21 protein-coding genes are annotated in these 17,684 nt (G+C 38.8%); 8 read left to right on the forward strand and 13 right to left on the reverse strand.

The window, feature by feature from the left end:
• The first annotated feature begins 36 nt into the window (after window positions 1-36).
• The 3 genes from AC6CH7_RS17430 to AC6CH7_RS17440 all read left to right on the forward strand — a co-directional run bounded on the left by AC6CH7_RS17430 (window position 37) and on the right by AC6CH7_RS17440 (window position 2,244).
• Window positions 37-1,185 (forward strand): M28 family metallopeptidase, encoded by a 1,149-nt coding sequence (locus AC6CH7_RS17430; RefSeq protein WP_498263956.1) that lies wholly within the window; start codon window positions 37-39, stop codon window positions 1,183-1,185.
• A gap of 76 nt (window positions 1,186-1,261) precedes the next feature.
• The gene (locus tag AC6CH7_RS17435) at window positions 1,262-1,567 is read left to right on the forward strand and encodes a YbaB/EbfC family nucleoid-associated protein (RefSeq protein WP_498263957.1); all 306 of its coding nucleotides are present in this window, start codon (window positions 1,262-1,264) and stop codon (window positions 1,565-1,567) included.
• Window positions 1,567-2,244, forward strand: coding sequence for a metal-dependent hydrolase (locus AC6CH7_RS17440; protein WP_498263958.1), 678 nt, complete (start codon window positions 1,567-1,569; stop codon window positions 2,242-2,244). The genes AC6CH7_RS17435 and AC6CH7_RS17440 overlap by 1 nt, the downstream gene beginning before the upstream one ends.
• Window positions 2,245-2,292: 48 nt before the next feature.
• Here the strand turns inward: AC6CH7_RS17440 and polA are convergent, their stop codons facing one another.
• On the reverse strand, window positions 2,293-5,106 hold the full coding sequence (polA, locus tag AC6CH7_RS17445) for a DNA polymerase I (protein ID WP_498263959.1): 2,814 nt from the start codon (window positions 5,104-5,106) through the stop codon (window positions 2,293-2,295).
• Window positions 5,107-5,221: 115 nt separating this feature from the next.
• Here polA and AC6CH7_RS17450 point away from each other — a divergent pair, with 115 nt between their 5' ends.
• A complete protein-coding gene (locus tag AC6CH7_RS17450; protein ID WP_498263960.1) occupies window positions 5,222-5,917 on the forward strand; it encodes a hypothetical protein in 696 nt (231 codons plus the stop codon).
• 8 nt (window positions 5,918-5,925) lie between these two features.
• On the opposite strand, the gene AC6CH7_RS17455 is transcribed toward AC6CH7_RS17450, so the two are convergent.
• Genes AC6CH7_RS17455 through trmB form a run of 4 tightly spaced genes read right to left on the reverse strand, consistent with a single transcriptional unit; the run spans window position 5,926 to window position 7,885 of the window.
• Complete coding sequence (locus AC6CH7_RS17455) at window positions 5,926-6,486, reverse strand: DNA-3-methyladenine glycosylase I (RefSeq protein WP_498263961.1); 561 nt, start codon at window positions 6,484-6,486, stop codon at window positions 5,926-5,928.
• 3 nt (window positions 6,487-6,489) lie between these two features.
• Window positions 6,490-6,831, reverse strand: coding sequence for a carboxymuconolactone decarboxylase family protein (locus tag AC6CH7_RS17460; RefSeq protein WP_172662265.1), 342 nt, complete (start codon window positions 6,829-6,831; stop codon window positions 6,490-6,492).
• Between the two features lie 50 nt (window positions 6,832-6,881).
• The gene (locus AC6CH7_RS17465) at window positions 6,882-7,208 is read right to left on the reverse strand and encodes an MGMT family protein (RefSeq protein WP_498263962.1); all 327 of its coding nucleotides are present in this window, start codon (window positions 7,206-7,208) and stop codon (window positions 6,882-6,884) included.
• A 26-nt stretch (window positions 7,209-7,234) separates the two neighbouring features.
• Window positions 7,235-7,885, reverse strand: a complete 651-nt coding sequence (gene trmB / locus AC6CH7_RS17470) for a tRNA (guanosine(46)-N7)-methyltransferase TrmB (protein WP_498263963.1) — start codon at window positions 7,883-7,885, stop codon at window positions 7,235-7,237.
• Between the two features lie 176 nt (window positions 7,886-8,061).
• On the opposite strand from trmB, the gene fcl reads away from it, so the two are divergent.
• Both fcl and AC6CH7_RS17480 read left to right on the forward strand, forming a co-directional pair.
• Window positions 8,062-8,991, forward strand: coding sequence for a GDP-L-fucose synthase (gene fcl / locus AC6CH7_RS17475; RefSeq protein ID WP_498263964.1), 930 nt, complete (start codon window positions 8,062-8,064; stop codon window positions 8,989-8,991).
• A 38-nt stretch (window positions 8,992-9,029) separates the two neighbouring features.
• Window positions 9,030-9,962 (forward strand): hydrogen peroxide-inducible genes activator, encoded by a 933-nt coding sequence (locus tag AC6CH7_RS17480; RefSeq protein ID WP_498263965.1) that lies wholly within the window; start codon window positions 9,030-9,032, stop codon window positions 9,960-9,962.
• A 31-nt stretch (window positions 9,963-9,993) separates the two neighbouring features.
• Here the strand turns inward: AC6CH7_RS17480 and AC6CH7_RS17485 are convergent, their stop codons facing one another.
• The 5 genes from AC6CH7_RS17485 to AC6CH7_RS17505 all read right to left on the reverse strand — a co-directional run bounded on the left by AC6CH7_RS17485 (window position 9,994) and on the right by AC6CH7_RS17505 (window position 12,713).
• Window positions 9,994-10,404: a VOC family protein gene (locus tag AC6CH7_RS17485; protein ID WP_498263966.1), complete on the reverse strand. Its 411-nt coding sequence runs from the start codon at window positions 10,402-10,404 to the stop codon at window positions 9,994-9,996.
• A 77-nt stretch (window positions 10,405-10,481) separates the two neighbouring features.
• Window positions 10,482-11,054, reverse strand: a complete 573-nt coding sequence (locus AC6CH7_RS17490) for a Crp/Fnr family transcriptional regulator (RefSeq protein WP_498263967.1) — start codon at window positions 11,052-11,054, stop codon at window positions 10,482-10,484.
• 87 nt (window positions 11,055-11,141) lie between these two features.
• Window positions 11,142-11,747 carry a superoxide dismutase gene (locus AC6CH7_RS17495; RefSeq protein WP_498263968.1) on the reverse strand — a complete coding sequence of 202 codons (606 nt, stop codon included), beginning with the start codon at window positions 11,745-11,747 and terminating at the stop codon, window positions 11,142-11,144.
• Window positions 11,748-11,903: 156 nt separating this feature from the next.
• The gene (locus AC6CH7_RS17500; RefSeq protein WP_498263969.1) at window positions 11,904-12,377 is read right to left on the reverse strand and encodes a nucleoside deaminase; all 474 of its coding nucleotides are present in this window, start codon (window positions 12,375-12,377) and stop codon (window positions 11,904-11,906) included.
• On the reverse strand, window positions 12,378-12,713 hold the full coding sequence (locus tag AC6CH7_RS17505) for a tRNA-binding protein (RefSeq protein WP_498263970.1): 336 nt from the start codon (window positions 12,711-12,713) through the stop codon (window positions 12,378-12,380). It abuts the gene before it with no gap.
• 99 nt (window positions 12,714-12,812) lie between these two features.
• Here AC6CH7_RS17505 and AC6CH7_RS17510 point away from each other — a divergent pair, with 99 nt between their 5' ends.
• Both AC6CH7_RS17510 and AC6CH7_RS17515 read left to right on the forward strand, forming a co-directional pair.
• Window positions 12,813-13,448: a LysE family translocator gene (locus AC6CH7_RS17510; RefSeq protein ID WP_498263971.1), complete on the forward strand. Its 636-nt coding sequence runs from the start codon at window positions 12,813-12,815 to the stop codon at window positions 13,446-13,448.
• A gap of 32 nt (window positions 13,449-13,480) precedes the next feature.
• Complete coding sequence (locus tag AC6CH7_RS17515) at window positions 13,481-14,665, forward strand: class I SAM-dependent rRNA methyltransferase (RefSeq protein ID WP_498263972.1); 1,185 nt, start codon at window positions 13,481-13,483, stop codon at window positions 14,663-14,665.
• 79 nt (window positions 14,666-14,744) lie between these two features.
• Here AC6CH7_RS17515 and AC6CH7_RS17520 read toward each other — a convergent pair whose 3' ends face one another.
• From AC6CH7_RS17520 to AC6CH7_RS17530, 3 genes are all read right to left on the reverse strand, one after another.
• Window positions 14,745-14,984, reverse strand: coding sequence for a DUF6814 family protein (locus AC6CH7_RS17520; RefSeq protein ID WP_048908201.1), 240 nt, complete (start codon window positions 14,982-14,984; stop codon window positions 14,745-14,747).
• Window positions 14,985-15,005: 21 nt separating this feature from the next.
• The gene (locus AC6CH7_RS17525; RefSeq protein ID WP_498263973.1) at window positions 15,006-16,541 is read right to left on the reverse strand and encodes an MFS transporter; all 1,536 of its coding nucleotides are present in this window, start codon (window positions 16,539-16,541) and stop codon (window positions 15,006-15,008) included.
• An 87-nt stretch (window positions 16,542-16,628) separates the two neighbouring features.
• Complete coding sequence (locus AC6CH7_RS17530) at window positions 16,629-17,684, reverse strand: nucleoid-associated protein (RefSeq protein ID WP_048908199.1); 1,056 nt, start codon at window positions 17,682-17,684, stop codon at window positions 16,629-16,631.

Consider the following 17,684-nt stretch of genomic DNA (forward strand, 5'->3'; position numbering starts at 1 on the left):
GTTTAACCCTATATTGAATTTTCCTTTGGGGTCATCATGAAAAAGTATTTCTTAATATTATTTCTTTTTATTGCAGGGCCTGCACTATCGCAGGATATCCACCATGCCCGCAAAATGGTAAAGGAGCTTAGCTCAAAAGAGCTGTGGGGCAGGGGGTATACCAATAACGGAATGGAGAAGGCGGCAGATTTGATATGCTCAGCTTTTAAAGATTACGGGCTTAGCCCGATGAACGGAACGGATTTTAAGCAGGCATTCTCTTTTCCTGTAAATACCTTTCCAGGAAAAATGCAGGTTACCGTTAATGGCAAAAAACTTAGCCCAGGTAAAGATTTTATTGTAATGCCCCAAAGCATTGGGAAAACAGCCAAAGGAACGTTTGAACAAAAAGACAGCGTTACTTTTGCTGATACAAACCAGCAGGTAATTGCCATACTTAAGGATAAACTCACCTGGTCTGTTGCTTCTGAGCAAGGCGATTTCACTGGCATAGAAATAAAAAAAAATGCGATCAAAGGCCTTCCGCTTAACTTTCAAATCAACATTGAAAATTCGTTTATCCCTGAATTTAAAACGGCCAATATCTGTGGAGTAGTAAAAGGGACTACAAAACCGGATTCCATATTGGTTATAACTGCACATTACGATCATTTAGGTGGCATGGGCAACAAAATCTATTTCCCCGGGGCCAACGACAATGCCAGTGGGATTTCTTTTTTACTATCTCTGGCAAAATACTACGCCGCCAATCCACAACCTTACACAATAGCGTTTATTTGCTTTGCTGGAGAAGAGGCGGGATTACTTGGATCCAAATACTTTACTGATCATCCATTGCTTGCACTCCAAAAAATTAGGTTTCTAATTAATGTAGATATGGTAGGAACAGGAGACACAGGGATTACTGTAGTAAATGCAACCATCCACCAAAAGGAATTTTCATTATTAAATCAGCTCAACGATAAAAACAAATACCTTAAAAAAATCAATTCAAGAGGTAAGGCCGCCAACAGCGATCACTACTTTTTCACAGAGAAAGATGTTCCTGCCTTCTTTATTTACACCACCGGAGGCATTAATGCATACCATGATATTTACGATCGCTATAAAACCCTTCCATTAACAGAATATCGGGATTTATTTAAGCTCTTTGTCGACTTCAATGCGGCATTAATGAATAAATAACCCATGTTTTTCATTTTATTGGCTTTACTTTAAACCAAATTCCTTTAATTTCGTTTTATAATGAAAACAACAACTTATGTTTGACAAATTAATGGCAGCTCAGCAGAAGGCTGACGAAATAAAAAAAAGATTAGATACCATCTCTGTTTTTGGAGAAGTTGAAGGTGGTGCAATACGTGTTACTGCAACGGCAAACAAAGCGATCACAGCAGTTGAGATCAGCGAAGAATTTCATAAGCAGGCAGACAGAGAAGAACTTGAAGAATTACTATTAACAGCTATTAATAAAGCCTTAACACAAGCTGATCAGGTTAGTGCTACAGAAATGCAGGCAGCTACTAAAGATATGTTAGGTGGATTAGGCGGAATCTTTGGACAATAATGAAATACACATATTATGGCCAATCCTGCTTCCTGCTAGAAGCCGATGGCAAAAAGTTTCTTTTCGATCCTTTTATCACGCACAATCCACTTGCTAAACATATAGATACTAAAAGTATAACGGCTGATTATATCCTGGTAAGTCATGGTCATGGTGATCATGTTGCTGATCTTGTAGAAATTGCAAACCAAACCAATGCACTTGTTATTGCAATAGCAGAAGTTGCTGATTGGGCCGAAAAGCAAGGGATAAAAAATGTTCATGGAATGAACTTTGGAACGCAAAACTTTGATTTCGGCAAATTACGAATGGTATGGGCAACACATTCTGCGGCTCTTCCCGACGGGACCTGCGGTGGAAATCCAGCAGGTTACGTGCTGGAACTTGAAAATAAAACCATTTATTTTGCCGGAGATACTGCACTCACTATGGAAATGAAACTCCTTGCCGAGCTTTATAACCTAAATTATGCAATCCTGCCAATTGGAGGCAACTACACAATGGATGTTGATGATGCCATTATAGCTACAAAATATATTGATTGCGACACCGTAATTGGCGTGCACTACAATACCTTCCCTGTAATAGAAATTGATACGGAAGAAGCTTTAGCTAAATTTAAAAGAGAAAATAAAGTTCTGTTGTTGCCGGCAATTGGTGAAACCATTGAGCTTTAAAATAAAAAAAGCCTCGTTTTGATAACGAGGCTTTTTTATCGGCTTAAATTAATGCGCCGCTAACCAGTTATCACCCTCACCAATTTCCACTTCAATTGGAACGGATGTTTTAATCGCCGTTTTCATTCTATAGGAAATGATCTGTTTCATTGCTTCCACTTCAGATCTAAGCACATCAAAAACCAACTCATCATGCACCTGCATCGTCATTTTTGATTGAAGTTTTTGATCCTGAATATCCTTATGAATATTGATCATCGCTACCTTAATCATATCTGCCGCAGAGCCCTGTATTGGAGCATTTATGGCATTTCGCTCTGCAAAACCACGTACAGTCTGGTTGGCAGAGTTAATGTCTCTTAAATATCTTCTTCTGCCTAAAATGGTTTCCACAAATCCATTTTCTCTGGCAAAATTCATCGTGTCCGACATGTATTTTTTAATCCCCGGATATTGCTCAAAATACTGATCAATAATGGCGGCCGCCTCTTTGCGTGGAATGCCCAGATTTTGCGACAAGCCAAAAGCAGATTGGCCATAGATAATCCCAAAGTTTACGGCTTTTGCATTCCTTCTCTGAGTAGAATCAACCTCTTCAATTGAAATGCCATATACCTTTGCTGCTGTTGCAGTATGAATATCGATGCCCTTACTAAAGGCATCCAGCATATTTTCTTCTTTGCTGATCTCAGCAATAATACGGAGTTCTATCTGAGAATAATCCGCAGAAAGCAGCACATGATCAGCATCTCTTGCAATAAATGCTTTGCGCACCTCCCTTCCCCTTGCCGTACGGATTGGAATATTCTGTAGGTTCGGGTTATTAGAACTTAACCTTCCGGTTGCAGCAACTGCCTGATTATATGAAGTGTGAACGCGACCAGTTCTTGGATTAACTAACAATGGCAATGCATCAACATAAGTAGACTTTAATTTCTGCAGCTGTCTGAAATCTAAAATATCCTGAACGATATCACTTTTATGAGCAAGGGCCAATAACACATCCTCACCGGTCTGGTACTGACCTGTCTTTGTTTTTTTTGCTTTAGGATCTAACTGTAATTTATCGAAAAGAACCTCTCCCAGTTGCTTTGGCGAGGCCAGATTAAACTTAATACCACACTTATCATAAACATTCTGCTCAAACTTTCTGATGTCCAGTTCAAGCTCTTTAGAATAGTTAATCAGGGTGTCCATATCTATTCTAACCCCCTCTTTTTCAATATCAGCAAGCACATAGATCAAAGGATTTTCAACATCACTGGCAAGCTGCTCTGCATTAAGCTGTTTAAGCATTGGCTTAAACACATTGGCAAGCTGCAAGGTTATATCTGCATCTTCAGCGGCATAATCTACTACTTGCTCAACAGGCACATCACGCATATTCCCCTGCCCCTTTCCTTTGGCACCAATAAGTTTAGTTATTGAAATGGGCGAATAGCTCAAATAATTTTCGGCCAGCACATCCATATTATGTCGTGTATCCGGATCAATCAAATAATGCGCAAGCATGGTATCAAATAGCTTTCCTTTTACAGATACACCATACCATTTAAATACAAGCATATCATATTTAATATTCTGCCCTATTTTGGCTATATTTTCATTTTCAAGAACAGGCCTAAACTCGTCTACAATTACCTGAGCATCGGCTCTTTCGGCCGGTACAGGAATATAATATCCTTCCCCTGGTGTTATACTAAACGAGATTCCTACCAGATCTGCAAGATTGGCATCCGTTCCTGTTGTTTCTGTATCAAATGAGATGCTTTCCTGCTTTAAAAGCAATTCCACAAGCTCCTTACGCAGTTCCGGAGTATCTATTAATTTATAATCATGTTCCGTATTTTCAATAGTCTTAGCGGCGACGGCTTGTTCAAATACTTCCGAAATAACTATCGTAGTTTTAGTTTTGACCTCAACCTGATCTACCGCATTACCAAAAAGATCTATTTGTTGTGATCCGCCTGTTTTACCTTCGGTTACATTAAACCCATCACCAAAAACACGTTTACCAATTGTTCTGAACTCCAACTCCGCAAACAATGGCTCTAATAATTCTCTGCTAGGTTCTTCAAGCTCCAAGGCCTTTTCATCAAAGGGAACGGGAACATTAAGTATAATGGTGGCTAATTTTTTAGAGATCATCCCCTGTTCAGCGAAGGTCTCCACATTTTCACGCTGCTTTCCTTTAAGTTCATGTGAATTTGCAATAATGTTCTCTACCGAGCCATATTGTTTAATCAATAATTTCGCAGTTTTTTCTCCAATACCCGGGATTCCTGGAATATTATCAACGGCATCGCCCCATAAACCAAGAATATCTATTACCTGTTCAACATTTTCAATCTCCCATTTAGCCAGTACTTCTTTTACACCTAAAATCTCCATCTCATTCCCCATTCTGGCAGGTTTATAGATAAAGATGTTTTCAGACACCAACTGAGCAAAGTCTTTATCAGGCGTCATACAATACACCTGAAAACCGGCTTTCTCAGCCTCTTTTGCTAAAGTTCCAATAATATCATCTGCTTCAAATCCATCCTTTGTAATTACCGGAATATTAAAACCTTCTATCAGCTTAAAAATATAAGGAAGTGCAGCCGACAAGTCCTCTGGCATTGTTTCTCTGTGTGCCTTATAGGCTTCAAAATCGGTATGCCTTTCAGTAGGGGCTTCTGTATCAAATACAACCGCGATATGTGTTGGCTTTTCCTTTTTAAGTACTTCCAGTAAAGTATTTGTAAAGCCCATAACTGCCGAGGTGTTCACTCCTGTAGAAGTAAACCTTGGGTTTTTACTCAGTGCAAAATGAGCCCGGTAAATAAGCGCCATGCCATCAAGAAGGAAAAGTTTTTTCATTGTATCTGATTCGTTTAATGATCGTAAAAGTTACTACTTTCAACATATCTCAAAGTTAATAATAGAGATCGGATTAGATAACAAACACAAAAGAAATTCCGTTATTTGAATAATTATGAAAAGAGCACTTAAAACCTTCGCTTTATTAACAATGCTTTTGGCAATCGCATTGCGCTCATCAGCACAAGATGCAGTGGTTATTGCTTCTGGAGATTTTGTAAGAGGAACCATACAGGGCACCAATTTTTCGACAGTTATTCTTAAAAATGACGACGAAACCATTGTTCAGTATAAAGCCAGCGACATTAAAGAGTTTTTATGGAATGGCGAAACCTATGTTAGCAAGCCCATTGTAATCAAAAAGAAAATGGAGCATAGGTTTTTCAAAATTATAGAGCAGGGTGCTGTAAATTTATATGCAATTGGTGGTACTACAAGTATTGAACAACCTCAACCAAAAAGAGCACGAATCAGGCCATCTGTGGGCGTTGGAGCAGGAACTGGGGGTTTTGGAGGAGTAGGTGGCGGTGTGGGTATTTCATTTGGAGGGGGCAGAAGAAACGATGCTGAGCAAACTAAACGCAACCTTCCGACAGCCTATTTTATTGAAAAGTTCGGGACAGGACCAATGCAGGAAATACCTGCCGATGGCGGGAACTCATCTGGCAAAACGGAACTGATTAAAAGCATTTTGCTTCAAAAACTTACTAACGATGAGGATCTTGCTGAACGTATAAAAGCAACAGAGACTTTTGATGCTAAACTCATAAAAGCTTTTGTTGCAGCATATAACGACATGCAGAAAAAATAACCTGCAAATTACCGGCTTATGCAGCCTTCAACATGGTCATTTACCATACCGGTAGCCTGCATATGGGCATAACAGATTGTGGTTCCAAAAAATTTAAACCCTCTCTTCTTCATGTCCTTGCTAATCAAATCTGATATCTCAGTTCTTGGAGGTACATCTCCTAAAGACTTAACCCTATTTAGAATGGGTTTTTTATTTGGTAAAAAGCCCCACATATAGTCGGCGAATGACCCAAATTCCTTTTGTATCCCCATGAAAAGCTTTGCATTGATTATTGCTGCATTAACTTTCAATCTGTTTCTAATAATACCGGCATCATTCATTAGTCTTTCCACATCGGCATCTGTAAAGGCGGCAACTTTTGCTACATCAAAATTAGCAAAGGCTTGTCGGTACCCCTCTCTTCTTCTTAAAATAGTGATCCAGCTTAATCCAGCCTGCGCGCCTTCAAGAATTAGAAATTCGAATAATGTTTTATCATCATAAACCGGCTTTCCCCATTCTTCATCATGATATTTTACATACAAAGGATCGGTTCCACACCAACCACATCTAACTATTTCTGCCATTATTTAAAGACTAAGTTCATCCCAATATTCAACTGCCCGCCTGTAATGAGGAATTACAATAGATCCCCCAACCAGATTGGCGATCATAAATACTTCATTGATCTCCTCATTGGTTACTCCTTCATCGTAACATTTTTCCAGGTGGTATTTAATGCAATCATCACAACGCAAAACCATAGACGCCACAAGACCAAGCATCTCTTTAGTTTTTACATTTAATGCTCCCTCTGCATATGTGGTGGTATCTAAAGCAAAAAACCGCTTTATGTTTGTATTTGCGGTTTCCATTATCCTATCGTTCATTTTAGAACGATAGTCGTTAAACTCTTCTACTAATTGTCCCATTATATTAAAATTAATTCAGCGTGCCTTTGGTCAAAGTTTTTATTGTAACGCTACAATTCAACCAGGGGATCCCAGAAATGCTGTTTAAAATTCTGGATTTTATCATTTTTAACTATCACTCCTTCTTTCTCCAGCATTTCCTGCATCAGATCGGGCTCAGAGAAATGGAATTTACCCGTTAGTAACCCACTACTGTTAACCACCCGGTGAGCAGGTATTGTTGGATAGGCCAAATGTGCATTGCTCATTGCGTAGCCTACCATTCGGGCCGAACCGCCTGCGCCAAGACTTTTAGCTATGGCGCCATAAGAGGTTACCCTTCCTTTAGGTATTAACCTCACTAACTCAAAAACCTGGTCATAAAATGATTGTTCCATCTAATCAATTTATATTCAGTTCTAAATTAATCAAAAGAGAACTGGATGTAATTTATATTCTTATCATGTTTCAGATAAATCCTTTCGTAATGCGTTTTGATAGCTAAAACAGCATCTGCAAACTCCGATTTATACAATTGATCTGTGTTTTTATGACAAACCAACCCTAGCTCCTGAACTTTCTCGACAGTATAAAGATACAAACCGTCGTTGTCAGTTTTCAAGTTTATTTTACCTCCTGGTTTTAAAAAAGTTCTGTACTTATCCAAAAACCCTGGAAAGGTCAAGCGTTTTTTCTCACGACTATCCTGCGGTTGCGGATCAGGGAAAGTTATCCATATTTCGTCTACTTCATGTTCATCAAAGAACTCCACAATATCTTCAATCTGAATCCTTAAAAAAGCAAGATTTGTTATTCCTTCGTCCATACCAGTACGTGCACCGCGCCAAATCCTGTTTCCCTTAAGGTCAACCCCAATAAAATTTTTCTCAGGAAACATCTTTGCCAATCCAACAGAGTATTCACCCTTACCGCATGCAAGTTCTAAAACAACAGGATTGCTATTTTTAAAATGCCGAGACGCCCATTTACCTTTTAATTCTTTACCAGCATCAAGCTGATAAACATTAGGAAAGGTGTCTATTTCTGCAAATTTTCTTAACTTATCTTTACCCACTACTAAAATTATTTTTATGCAAACTTAAACAAATAGTTATTTCATACAATGACAGATTGTTTAAAGCTCTCGTCATCTCGACGATAGGAGGGACCAACTAAAGCGGGAGGAACTCCATACCTCCCCTAACGATGCCAACAGGATTTTGTACTTTTGTAATAATCATTAAAAGCAAATTGGAAAAGAACGCAAAAATATATGTAGCTGGTCACCGTGGTATGGTTGGCTCAGCAATTTATCGTAAACTGATCAAAGAAGGTTTCACAAACCTGATCACCAGAACTTCAAAAGAGTTAGACTTGCGCAATCAGCAAGCTGTAACCGATTTTTTTGAATCAGAAAAACCTGAGTATGTATTTCTGGCAGCTGCCAAAGTAGGCGGCATTATTGCCAACAATACTTACCGGGCAGATTTCCTTTACGAAAATCTTTGTATCCAAAATAACGTTATCCACCAATCCTATAAAACAGGTGTAAAGAAGCTGATGTTTTTAGGTTCAAGTTGCATTTACCCTAAACTTGCACCACAACCATTAAAAGAAAACTACCTGCTTACAGGATTACTAGAAGAAACCAACGAACCTTATGCTATTGCTAAAATAGCAGGTATAAAAATGGCCGATGCTTACCGCTCACAATATGGGTGCGATTTTATTTCGGTAATGCCGACCAATTTGTACGGGTATAACGACAACTATCATCCACAAAATTCACATGTGCTCCCTGCCTTAATTCGCAAATTTCACGAAGCAAAAATTAACGGTACACCAGAGGTTATCATCTGGGGATCCGGATCTCCAATGCGAGAATTTTTATTTGCGGATGATCTGGCCAATGCCTGTTATTTCCTAATGCAGGAATACGACGAACCTGGTTTTATAAATGTTGGAACCGGAAAAGACCTCACCATAAAAGACCTTGCACTATTAATTAAACGCATCGTTGGGTTCGATGGAGAACTAACCTTCGATAGCAGCAAACCAGACGGAACCCCTCGCAAATTAATGGATGTATCTAAATTACATTCACTCGGATGGAAGCATGAAATAGACCTTGAAGAAGGAATTAAACTAGCTTATCAGGATTTTTTAGCTAAGCATAGTTAAAATTGATATATTTGCTAAAGAGAATAAACTTTAGCTATATGACCTTAGTTCAACTAGAATACATCGTAGCGGTAGATACTTACAGAAGTTTTGTAGGCGCTGCCGAAAAGTGTTTTGTTACCCAGCCTACCCTCAGTATGCAGGTACAAAAGCTTGAAGAAATGCTAAATGTAAAAATCTTTGATCGAAGTAAACAACCGATAATTCCAACAGAAATAGGTGCACAGATTATTGAGCAGGCTCGCCTCGTTCTTCAGGAAAGCCACAAAATTAAAGAGATTATTAGTAGCCAGCAGCAAGATGTTGTTGGCGAACTTAAAGTAGGTATTATACCCACAGTAGCCCCTTATCTGTTACCAAGAGTAATCGCTGCAATGATGGAAAAATATCCCGATCTAAAACTTCTGATATGGGAATACACTACTGAAGATATTATTCATCACTTAAAAACAGGAATACTGGATTGCGGAATATTGGCCACTCCACTTGGAGACAGCGCAGTAGAAGAAGCTCCATTGTATTACGAGAACTTTGTTACTTACATCAGCAAAAACAGCAAACTTTATAAAAAGAAAACGATAGATGCCGATGATCTGGAGGGTGAAAATATCTGGTTATTAAACGAGGGTCATTGTATGCGGTCGCAGGTTTTAAACATCTGCAGATCAACCAAGCAAAATCGTCTGCAAGGGCTTACCTATAATACAGGAAGTGTCGAAACGCTTATCCGCATGGTAGATATGAATAATGGCGCCACCCTGTTGCCGGAGCTTGCACTAGAAGAGTTAAGCAACAAACAACTAAGCAAGGTAAGATATTTTAAATCTCCTGAGCCTGTCCGTGAGATCAGCCTTGTTACCCATAAAAATTTCATAAAAAAAAGAATGCTTAATGCGTTGAGAGAAGAGATTTTGGCCGTTATACCAAAAACAATGCGCCATAAAAAGAAAAAGGACATTGTAGGGATATAATTTATATCCCTATTTCCCCAACATACACCTTTTATTTTTCTGCGTGAAGTCCGATTTTGTTTCCTTCTGTGTCAATAATAATTGCAATATATCCGGCGGGAATTAGTGTCTTAGGAGCAATAATTTTTCCTCCTGCCTGTTCAACTTTGCCAAGAACAGTTTGAATGCTTGGACTCGCGTTAATGTAAACTACTGTCCCGTTGCCAGATGGGCTGTTTCTCTCAGTTTTTGACAATACTCCCGTAACCCTTCCTGATGTTGCCTGAACAACATTAGGATCAAACGGAAAGAAAACGGCTTCGTCGTTCCCATCTGCTCTTTTAACCATTTCAATATCCAAAATGGTTTCATAAAAAGTCTTTGCCCTTTCAATATCTGCTACAGGGATTTCAAACCAAGTTAAAACATTGGTGTTTTTGTCAATTTTCTTAAGTAATTCCATGGTTTTTTTTTATAAAAGCCTATTTCTACAAAATTGAAAAATGAAACGGCTAATGACCTGTGACAATCGTCACAAAATCACGAAAGCGTTCTCCTTTTACGTATTCTGCTTAAGGTTTCCCTTGAAACACCAAGAAATGAAGCTAATTGAGAGAGTGAGACCCTTTGCAGGATTTCAGGATGTTTGGTTTCTATATATTCCAGCCGCTCCTGAGCCGAATAGATCTTAAATAGGTTTGAAAATTCTTCCTGTTTAGAGGCAAACAAGCGGATACAATTACGTCCCAAAGTTTCTATTTCAACTGATTGTTTTGCTGCTTGAAACAATTTATTCTTATCAAAAACAACAACTGTCAGCGGCTCACAAGCGATGATATTAAATTCGGACTTCAGCTCCTTGCCAAAACTGTTGATGTTTGTTGCGATGTCATTTTCAAAGAAAAATCCTGTGTTTTTTACAACTCCATCAATTTCGTAATAGCTTTTACAATAGCCATCATCTATGTAAAACAGTGAATTACAGATTTGTCCTTCTTCTAACAGGAACTCATTTTTCTTCAACTCTTTTTTGGTTAATGCAGGTTGAAGCAATTCCCAGCTTTTATCGGAAAACGCCGTTAGCGAATGAATATATTTTAATAAATTGTTCATTGTTCAAGTAACGCAAATCAAAAAAGGCCCCTATGATTCGCATCGGGGCCTTTTATATAATCTCCGTCTGACGGAAGTTTAAATAAATTATGCTTTTTTGAAACGTTCTGCAACAGCATCCCAGTTAACTACATTCCAGAAAGCGGCAATATAATCAGGACGTTTGTTTTGATATTTTAAGTAGTATGCGTGTTCCCAAACATCCATACCTAGAATTGGTGAACCTTTTACTTCAGCGATATCCATTAATGGATTATCTTGATTAGGAGTAGAAGAAACTACTAATTTTTTATCAGCACCAACGCTCAACCAAGCCCATCCTGAACCAAAACGGGTTGCACCTGCTTCAGCAAATTTAGTTTTGAAATCAGCGAAAGAGCCAAAAGCTGCATTGATTGCTTCAGCTAATTCACCCTTAGGCTCGCCACCTTTATTTGGGCCAATAACTTCCCAGAATAAAGAGTGGTTATAATGACCACCGCCATTGTTTCTAACAGCAGCAGGAAATTTAGAAATGTTTTTAACGATTTCTTCGATGCTTTGGCTAGCTTCTGGCTTGCCTTCTAAAGCTTTATTTAAGTTGGTAACGTAAGCTTGGTGATGTTTTCCATGGTGAATTTCCATAGTTTGTTTATCGATATGCGGTTCTAATGCATCTGTTGCGTATGGTAACGCAGGTAATTCAAAAGCCATATTATTTATGATTTAAGTTTAAAAAATATTTTCGAACAATCTTGGTTCAATTGTGTTTCAAAAGTTCAGGATTAAACACCAGAAACAACCAAAAAACAATTCAACTGAGCAAATATAACATTCGGAGGTTAAGTTTTGTTCAATTATTTGTCAATATTAACCCCTTTTATTTATAAAAAACCGTTTCATCAGATTCCCACACTGCAGGGCCAAAACATTTCCTTGTAGAATTGTTTTTGGATGCAATAAAGATGCTCCCTTGGTAGTAAATCCTCTTTTTGGTTCAGGGGCCCCGTAAACGATGCGACCGATCTGTGTCCAATAGCTTGCGCCTGCGCACATTACACAAGGCTCAACGGTTACATACAGGGTGCAATCTTTTAAATATTTACCACCAAGAGTTTGCGAAGCTGCTGTAAATGCTTGCATTTCGGCATGGGCAGTTACGTCATTTAGCTGTTCGGTTAAATTATGTCCGCGACCTACTATCCTGCCCTTACATACCACTATTGCTCCAATTGGGATCTCTTCTGCGTCAAATGCTTTTTGAGCCTCCTGAAGTGCTAAAAGCATATAATGCTCATCTTCTGCGGCCGGATTCTCGTCTTCTGAAAAATTATAATAACTCATTTAACACAATTTACTGCCGTTAGGTACTTTACCATTTAGGGCTGTTAATACAATATCTCCATTCTCGTCAGCAAAGCCTGTTACCAAAAACTCTGACATAAATTTCCCTATTTGTTTTTTAGGAAAATTAACTACTCCTACTATTTGTTTACCCACCAACTCTTCTTTGGTATAATGTGCTGTAATCTGCGCACTACTCATCCTGATTCCAAGCTCACCAAAATCTACCGTTACTTTATAAGCTGGCTTCCTCGCCTCCGGAAAATCAAAGACTTCAAGAATCGTTCCTGCCCGAAGTTCTACTTTTTCAAAATCATTCCAGGTTATTTCCTCCATGCGATAAAATTACAACTTCTCGGCAATACTGCCTATCATATCTCTGCTCTTCTGCATATATTTGTAACCTAAGAACCTTAACATACCAATTCCTACCCAATGATACCGCTTAAAGAGATATCCTATTTTGCCCTGGCTGCGTTGATCCTGGTGATCAGCCCCGGTCCAAATATGATCTATTTAATATCCCGTTCCATTACTCAGGGACAGCGATCGGGGTTAATTTCATTGGCAGGAATCATATCCGGCTTTCTCTTTCACATTGTTATGGTTTCTGCAGGCCTAACAGCGGTACTCTTTACCGTCCCTTTTGTATACACTACTATTAAAACACTGGGTGTACTATATCTGTCGTACCTGGCCTATCAGACAATTAAGCCAAACGGAAAAAGTCTTTTTGAAGTCAGAGAAGACCTGGCTAATGACAACCCAGTCAAATTGTTCAAGATCGGGGTACTAACCACCGTATTGAATCCTAAAGTTGCTGTATTCTATTTATCTTTTTTTCCTTACTTTATAAAGCAGGAATATGGCTCTGTATTCATACAAAGCCTGCAACTCGGCATTACCCAGGTAAGCATCAGCTTTACGATTAACTTTATCATCGTACTAACTGCCTCAAAAGTAGCGCTGTTCTTTTCAAAAAGCCCGGGCTGGGTAAGAATCCAGAAATGGTTTATGGCAAGTGTTTTGGCTTCGTTAGCCATAAAAATGGCATTAAGCAAAGAAAAGTAGTTGCTAGCCCCCCTTTTTTTTATCTTTGTACCATGATCGATGTAATACTCAAAAAAGGTAAAGAAAAAGCTGCCGTACTTCGCCACCCCTGGATTTTTTCTGGTGCGCTTGATAAAGTTAAAGGCAAGCCTTTAAATGGCGAGATCGTATCTGTATGGTCGGCAGAGAAAGAGTTTCTGGCTTATGCATATTACAACGACCAATCCAGAGTGGCATTGCGCCTGCTAGAATGGGATCAAAACACTGAAGTAAACAAAGCCTGGTATCAGCAAAAGCTTAAAAGTGCAATTGCATCACGCAAACATGTATTAAGTGAAAACACCAATACCTGCAGGCTTGTATTTAGCGAGGCTGATTTTTTACCCGGCTTAATTGTAGACAAATATGCGGATTTCCTTTCCTTGCAGATTTTAAGTGCGGGTATCGAAACCGTGAAAGATGATATCATCGATATTTTGAGGGAAGAGTTAAATCCTACCGGAATATTTGATAAAAGTGACGCCGGAGCGCGTAAACACGAAAACCTGGAAGCCACCCAAGGGTTGTTATGGGGAGAGGCTCCACCTGAATTTATTGAAGTAAAAGAGAACGGAGTTGTTTACCACATCAATATTGCAGATGGACAAAAATCAGGCTTCTATTGTGATCAACGAGACAACAGATTAATTCTTGCGGAATATACTAAGGACAAAACGGTATTAGATTGTTTCTGTTACAGTGGTGGTTTTTCATTAAACAGCTTAAAACAAGGTGCATCTCATGTAACCAGTGTAGACAGCTCTGCGCTTGCCATAGAAACCCTCCAGCACAATCTTACGCTTAACGGACTTTCGCAGGATAAACAAACCAGCATCCAATCTGACGTAAACAAACAACTGCGTGCATTTAAAGAGGATGGTAAGAAATTTGATGTTTTAGTCCTTGATCCACCAAAATATGCACCATCACGTTCTGCATTAGACAGAGCTGCACGTGCCTATAAAGACTTAAACAGACTTGGTATGCTTCTGCTTGAAAGGGGTGGTATTCTTGCTACTTTCTCTTGCTCTGGTGCGGTAGATCTTGAAACTTTTAAACAGATTATCGCATGGGCGGCATTAGATGCAGGTAAGGAAGTTCAAATCATTAAGCAGTTTAGTCAACCCGAAGATCATCCCGTTCGCATTTCTTTTCCAGAAGGGGAGTATTTAAAAGGCTTGCTTTTAAGGGTATTGTAAATACCAATTGCAGTTATCCGTTTCCCGTCCCCTTTGGTTAACCAAAGGAGATGATGACGACCGCATTAAAAGCGCTGCCTTAATCTTCCGGCAGCTTATCATATTCCCCTTTTAGCGCATAGTAGCCAAAAACAACAAGGCCTGCGCTTATGGGGATAAAAATAAACAGGATAATACCCCACTGTAAAGCTGTGTTTGTTTTTGCCACTCCTTCTGGGGCAAGGCCTACTTTTTCAATAGCCTGTATAAACATAAATATGATAGATGCAGGACCTAGTAAGATCCAGAATATTCCTAATGCTTTTTTTAATCCGTTCATCGTAATTTCTCTTTTAATTGATTAATGATCTGCCTCGCCATGGTCCGGCTTTTTATTCGATAAATAAATCGCGCCTATAACAAAACTTAATGCGGCTATTCCAATAGGATACCACAAGCCAGATAATGGCGTAGAACCTGAGAAACTAGCGATAAGCGTTGCAATAAAAGGCACCAAGCCTCCAAATACGCCATTACCCACATGGTAGGGTAGCGACATAGAGGTATATCTTATTTTGGTTGGGAATAACTCTACTAAAAATGCGGCAATAGGGCCATATACCATCGTTACCAGCAAAATCTGAAAGAAAATAAGGAACACAAATTTCCAAAAAATAGGAGTAGAAAGCTTTTTATCCTTAAAAGCATCCGGCGAAATACTTACAGGTTTGCCTAAATCAGCATATTTGGTATGTGCCTGTATCTTTGTAAACGACGCTCCGCTTAATAAAATAACCTGAGATGTAGTGGTAATTAAACTATCTGAAGTATTCTCTATCAAGGTTTTTGTAACGACAGGATTGGAAACTTCTTTAATATCTTTCTGCTCTATCTTGGTTACATCGGTATCATCTAGAAAGATCTGATATATTGGCCGGTAAAAAATAATCCCCAGCAACATCCCTGCCAGCATAATCCACTTACGGCCCACCTTATCGCTCCATGAACCGAATATTACAAAGAAAGGCGTTGCAAAGGCTATACCCCACAAAAGAATGTATCTGGAGTCGTTAAAATCGACCTTACACGTATTTTCAATAAACGATTGCGCATAAAACTGACCAGTGTACCAAATAACCCCTTGCCCCATGGTTGCACCAAAAAGAGCCAGCAGCACCATTTTAAAGTTTGCTTTATGACTGAAGCTTTCTTTCAATGGATTCTTAGAGATATTGCCTTCTGTTTTTAATTTAGTAAACATTGGCGACTCATGCATTTTCATTCTGATGTAAATGGAAACGCCCACCAGCAAAATGGATAACAGGAAGGGAACCCTCCAACCCCAGGCAGCAAAATCTTCGGCACCCAGCAGGTTTTTAGTTAATACAATTATCCCTAATGAAAGGAATAATCCTCCGGTTGCTGTAGTTTGAATCCAGCTGGTAAAAAAACCACGTTTATTTGCAGGGGCATGTTCAGCTACATAAGTGGCTGCTCCACCATATTCACCCCCCAGAGCAAGGCCTTGTATCAATCGTAAAATCAACACCAAAATTGGCGCAGCATAACCAATACTGGAATAGGATGGGATAAGCCCAATAAGAAAGGTTGATCCACCCATGAGAACCAGGGTTAACAGAAAAGTATATTTTCGCCCAATAAGATCGCCCAAACGACCAAACACCAAAGCACCAAAAGGGCGCACAATAAACCCTGCAGCAAATATTGCAAGGGTATTTATTAATGCTGAAGCTCCGGCATCTGCAGGAAAAAGTTGTGATCCGATAATGGTGGCCAGACTACCGAAAATGTAGAAATCATACCATTCGATTAGTGTACCCAGGGACGACGCCCCGATTACTTTGAAAATGCTGTTCTTTTTTGGTTCTACGTTCATATTATAGTTTAGGATATTTGGCTTACCACTAAACTACAATTATTTATTAATTACCGACAAACATTTTAACTATAATGCCAAAGCTAACTATTCTTCCTCTCTGAAATAAACCTTATAGTAATTCATAGATTTATCATCGTCGAAACCTTTTTCTATCAGCTCTTTATCTCCGTGGATATAAATATGAAAGTTCTTATCCAGTTTAAGCACACTTTTAAAAACACGGGCCTGTTTCTTTACCGCAGCGCCTGAAATATCAAAACTATCTGGAATAGGTGCATCAAATTCTTCTTCGTAATTTTTCTTATAGTTTTTAAAGGCCTCAATCCCTTCTGAATTGCCAATAACTTCATTTGAGAACTCATCAATATCAAAGCTTTCTTTCTCTTTAAAATATTTCATAGACTTGTTTAACAAATCTATTTTATCGGCCTTAGAGATATCAAATTCCTGATCCAGTTTCTCGGTAACAAAGTTTTTGTAGACGCCCAATACATTGTTTGTCTGGTTGAAATTATCATTTCTGGTTTTCAATTTCAGAAACTCATCTTTCCAGTAAACAGCCTCTGCACTACGGTTGGTTTGGTCTATCACAGCTACTCTGTAGCCTTCTTCTTTATCGGTATTAAAGATAAGACAGCCTTTATCAAGCTTATTGATGTTAATTGCGTCTTGTTCGTAGCTTAGGCCAAATCCGCTATTCTCTGGATATACTTTTAAGTAAGTTTCTTTAGTTTCCGATTTAAAGATCCCAATGGCATCATGAAGCTCTCCTTCTATCTGCACATTTTCGAAATAAGCAAGGTAAAGCTCCCCCGATTTTATTTTCGGATGCCCTGATACATCGTACAGGTATTTAGCAAGTTCTTTACTATTTTCGTGAAAGGTTTCGCCCTTTTCAAATATTTCTGACGCAAAATGATACACTTCATTTAAGTTCAGATCTGAGTTGGGATGAAAGAAACGATAAATCTCGTTTACCTTTTCGTACGGACCAAGAAAATACTGCTGCAATAGGTTGCTCAACATATTGTCTTGTATTGCTACAGACTGCTCAGACAACACGTAAAATTCATCTTGCGATTTATTTCCAATTCTGTGTATGGAAAGCTCAGCAAGGGAGGCTTCAAAAAAAGAAATCAT

The organism is Pedobacter sp. GQ55 (genome assembly GCF_059758925.1).

Coding starts and splice junctions, on each gene's coding strand:
- AC6CH7_RS17450 (WP_498263960.1), top strand. CDS start 5,222: ATGAAAAGAGCACTTAAAACCTTCGCTTTATTAACAATGCTTTTGGCA.
- AC6CH7_RS17430 (WP_498263956.1), top strand. CDS start 37: ATGAAAAAGTATTTCTTAATATTATTTCTTTTTATTGCAGGGCCTGCA.
- AC6CH7_RS17485 (WP_498263966.1), bottom strand. CDS start 10,404: ATGGAATTACTTAAGAAAATTGACAAAAACACCAATGTTTTAACTTGG.
- AC6CH7_RS17435 (WP_498263957.1), top strand. CDS start 1,262: ATGTTTGACAAATTAATGGCAGCTCAGCAGAAGGCTGACGAAATAAAA.
- AC6CH7_RS17460 (WP_172662265.1), bottom strand. CDS start 6,831: ATGGGACAATTAGTAGAAGAGTTTAACGACTATCGTTCTAAAATGAAC.
- AC6CH7_RS17505 (WP_498263970.1), bottom strand. CDS start 12,713: ATGGAGGAAATAACCTGGAATGATTTTGAAAAAGTAGAACTTCGGGCA.
- AC6CH7_RS17490 (WP_498263967.1), bottom strand. CDS start 11,054: ATGAACAATTTATTAAAATATATTCATTCGCTAACGGCGTTTTCCGAT.
- AC6CH7_RS17510 (WP_498263971.1), top strand. CDS start 12,813: ATGATACCGCTTAAAGAGATATCCTATTTTGCCCTGGCTGCGTTGATC.
- AC6CH7_RS17465 (WP_498263962.1), bottom strand. CDS start 7,208: ATGGAACAATCATTTTATGACCAGGTTTTTGAGTTAGTGAGGTTAATA.
- AC6CH7_RS17480 (WP_498263965.1), top strand. CDS start 9,030: ATGACCTTAGTTCAACTAGAATACATCGTAGCGGTAGATACTTACAGA.
- polA (WP_498263959.1), bottom strand. CDS start 5,106: ATGAAAAAACTTTTCCTTCTTGATGGCATGGCGCTTATTTACCGGGCT.
- AC6CH7_RS17520 (WP_048908201.1), bottom strand. CDS start 14,984: ATGAACGGATTAAAAAAAGCATTAGGAATATTCTGGATCTTACTAGGT.
- AC6CH7_RS17440 (WP_498263958.1), top strand. CDS start 1,567: ATGAAATACACATATTATGGCCAATCCTGCTTCCTGCTAGAAGCCGAT.
- AC6CH7_RS17500 (WP_498263969.1), bottom strand. CDS start 12,377: ATGAGTTATTATAATTTTTCAGAAGACGAGAATCCGGCCGCAGAAGAT.
- AC6CH7_RS17495 (WP_498263968.1), bottom strand. CDS start 11,747: ATGGCTTTTGAATTACCTGCGTTACCATACGCAACAGATGCATTAGAA.
- AC6CH7_RS17455 (WP_498263961.1), bottom strand. CDS start 6,486: ATGGCAGAAATAGTTAGATGTGGTTGGTGTGGAACCGATCCTTTGTAT.
- AC6CH7_RS17515 (WP_498263972.1), top strand. CDS start 13,481: ATGATCGATGTAATACTCAAAAAAGGTAAAGAAAAAGCTGCCGTACTT.
- AC6CH7_RS17530 (WP_048908199.1), bottom strand. CDS start 17,684: ATGATTTCTTTTTTTGAAGCCTCCCTTGCTGAGCTTTCCATACACAGA.
- AC6CH7_RS17525 (WP_498263973.1), bottom strand. CDS start 16,541: ATGAACGTAGAACCAAAAAAGAACAGCATTTTCAAAGTAATCGGGGCG.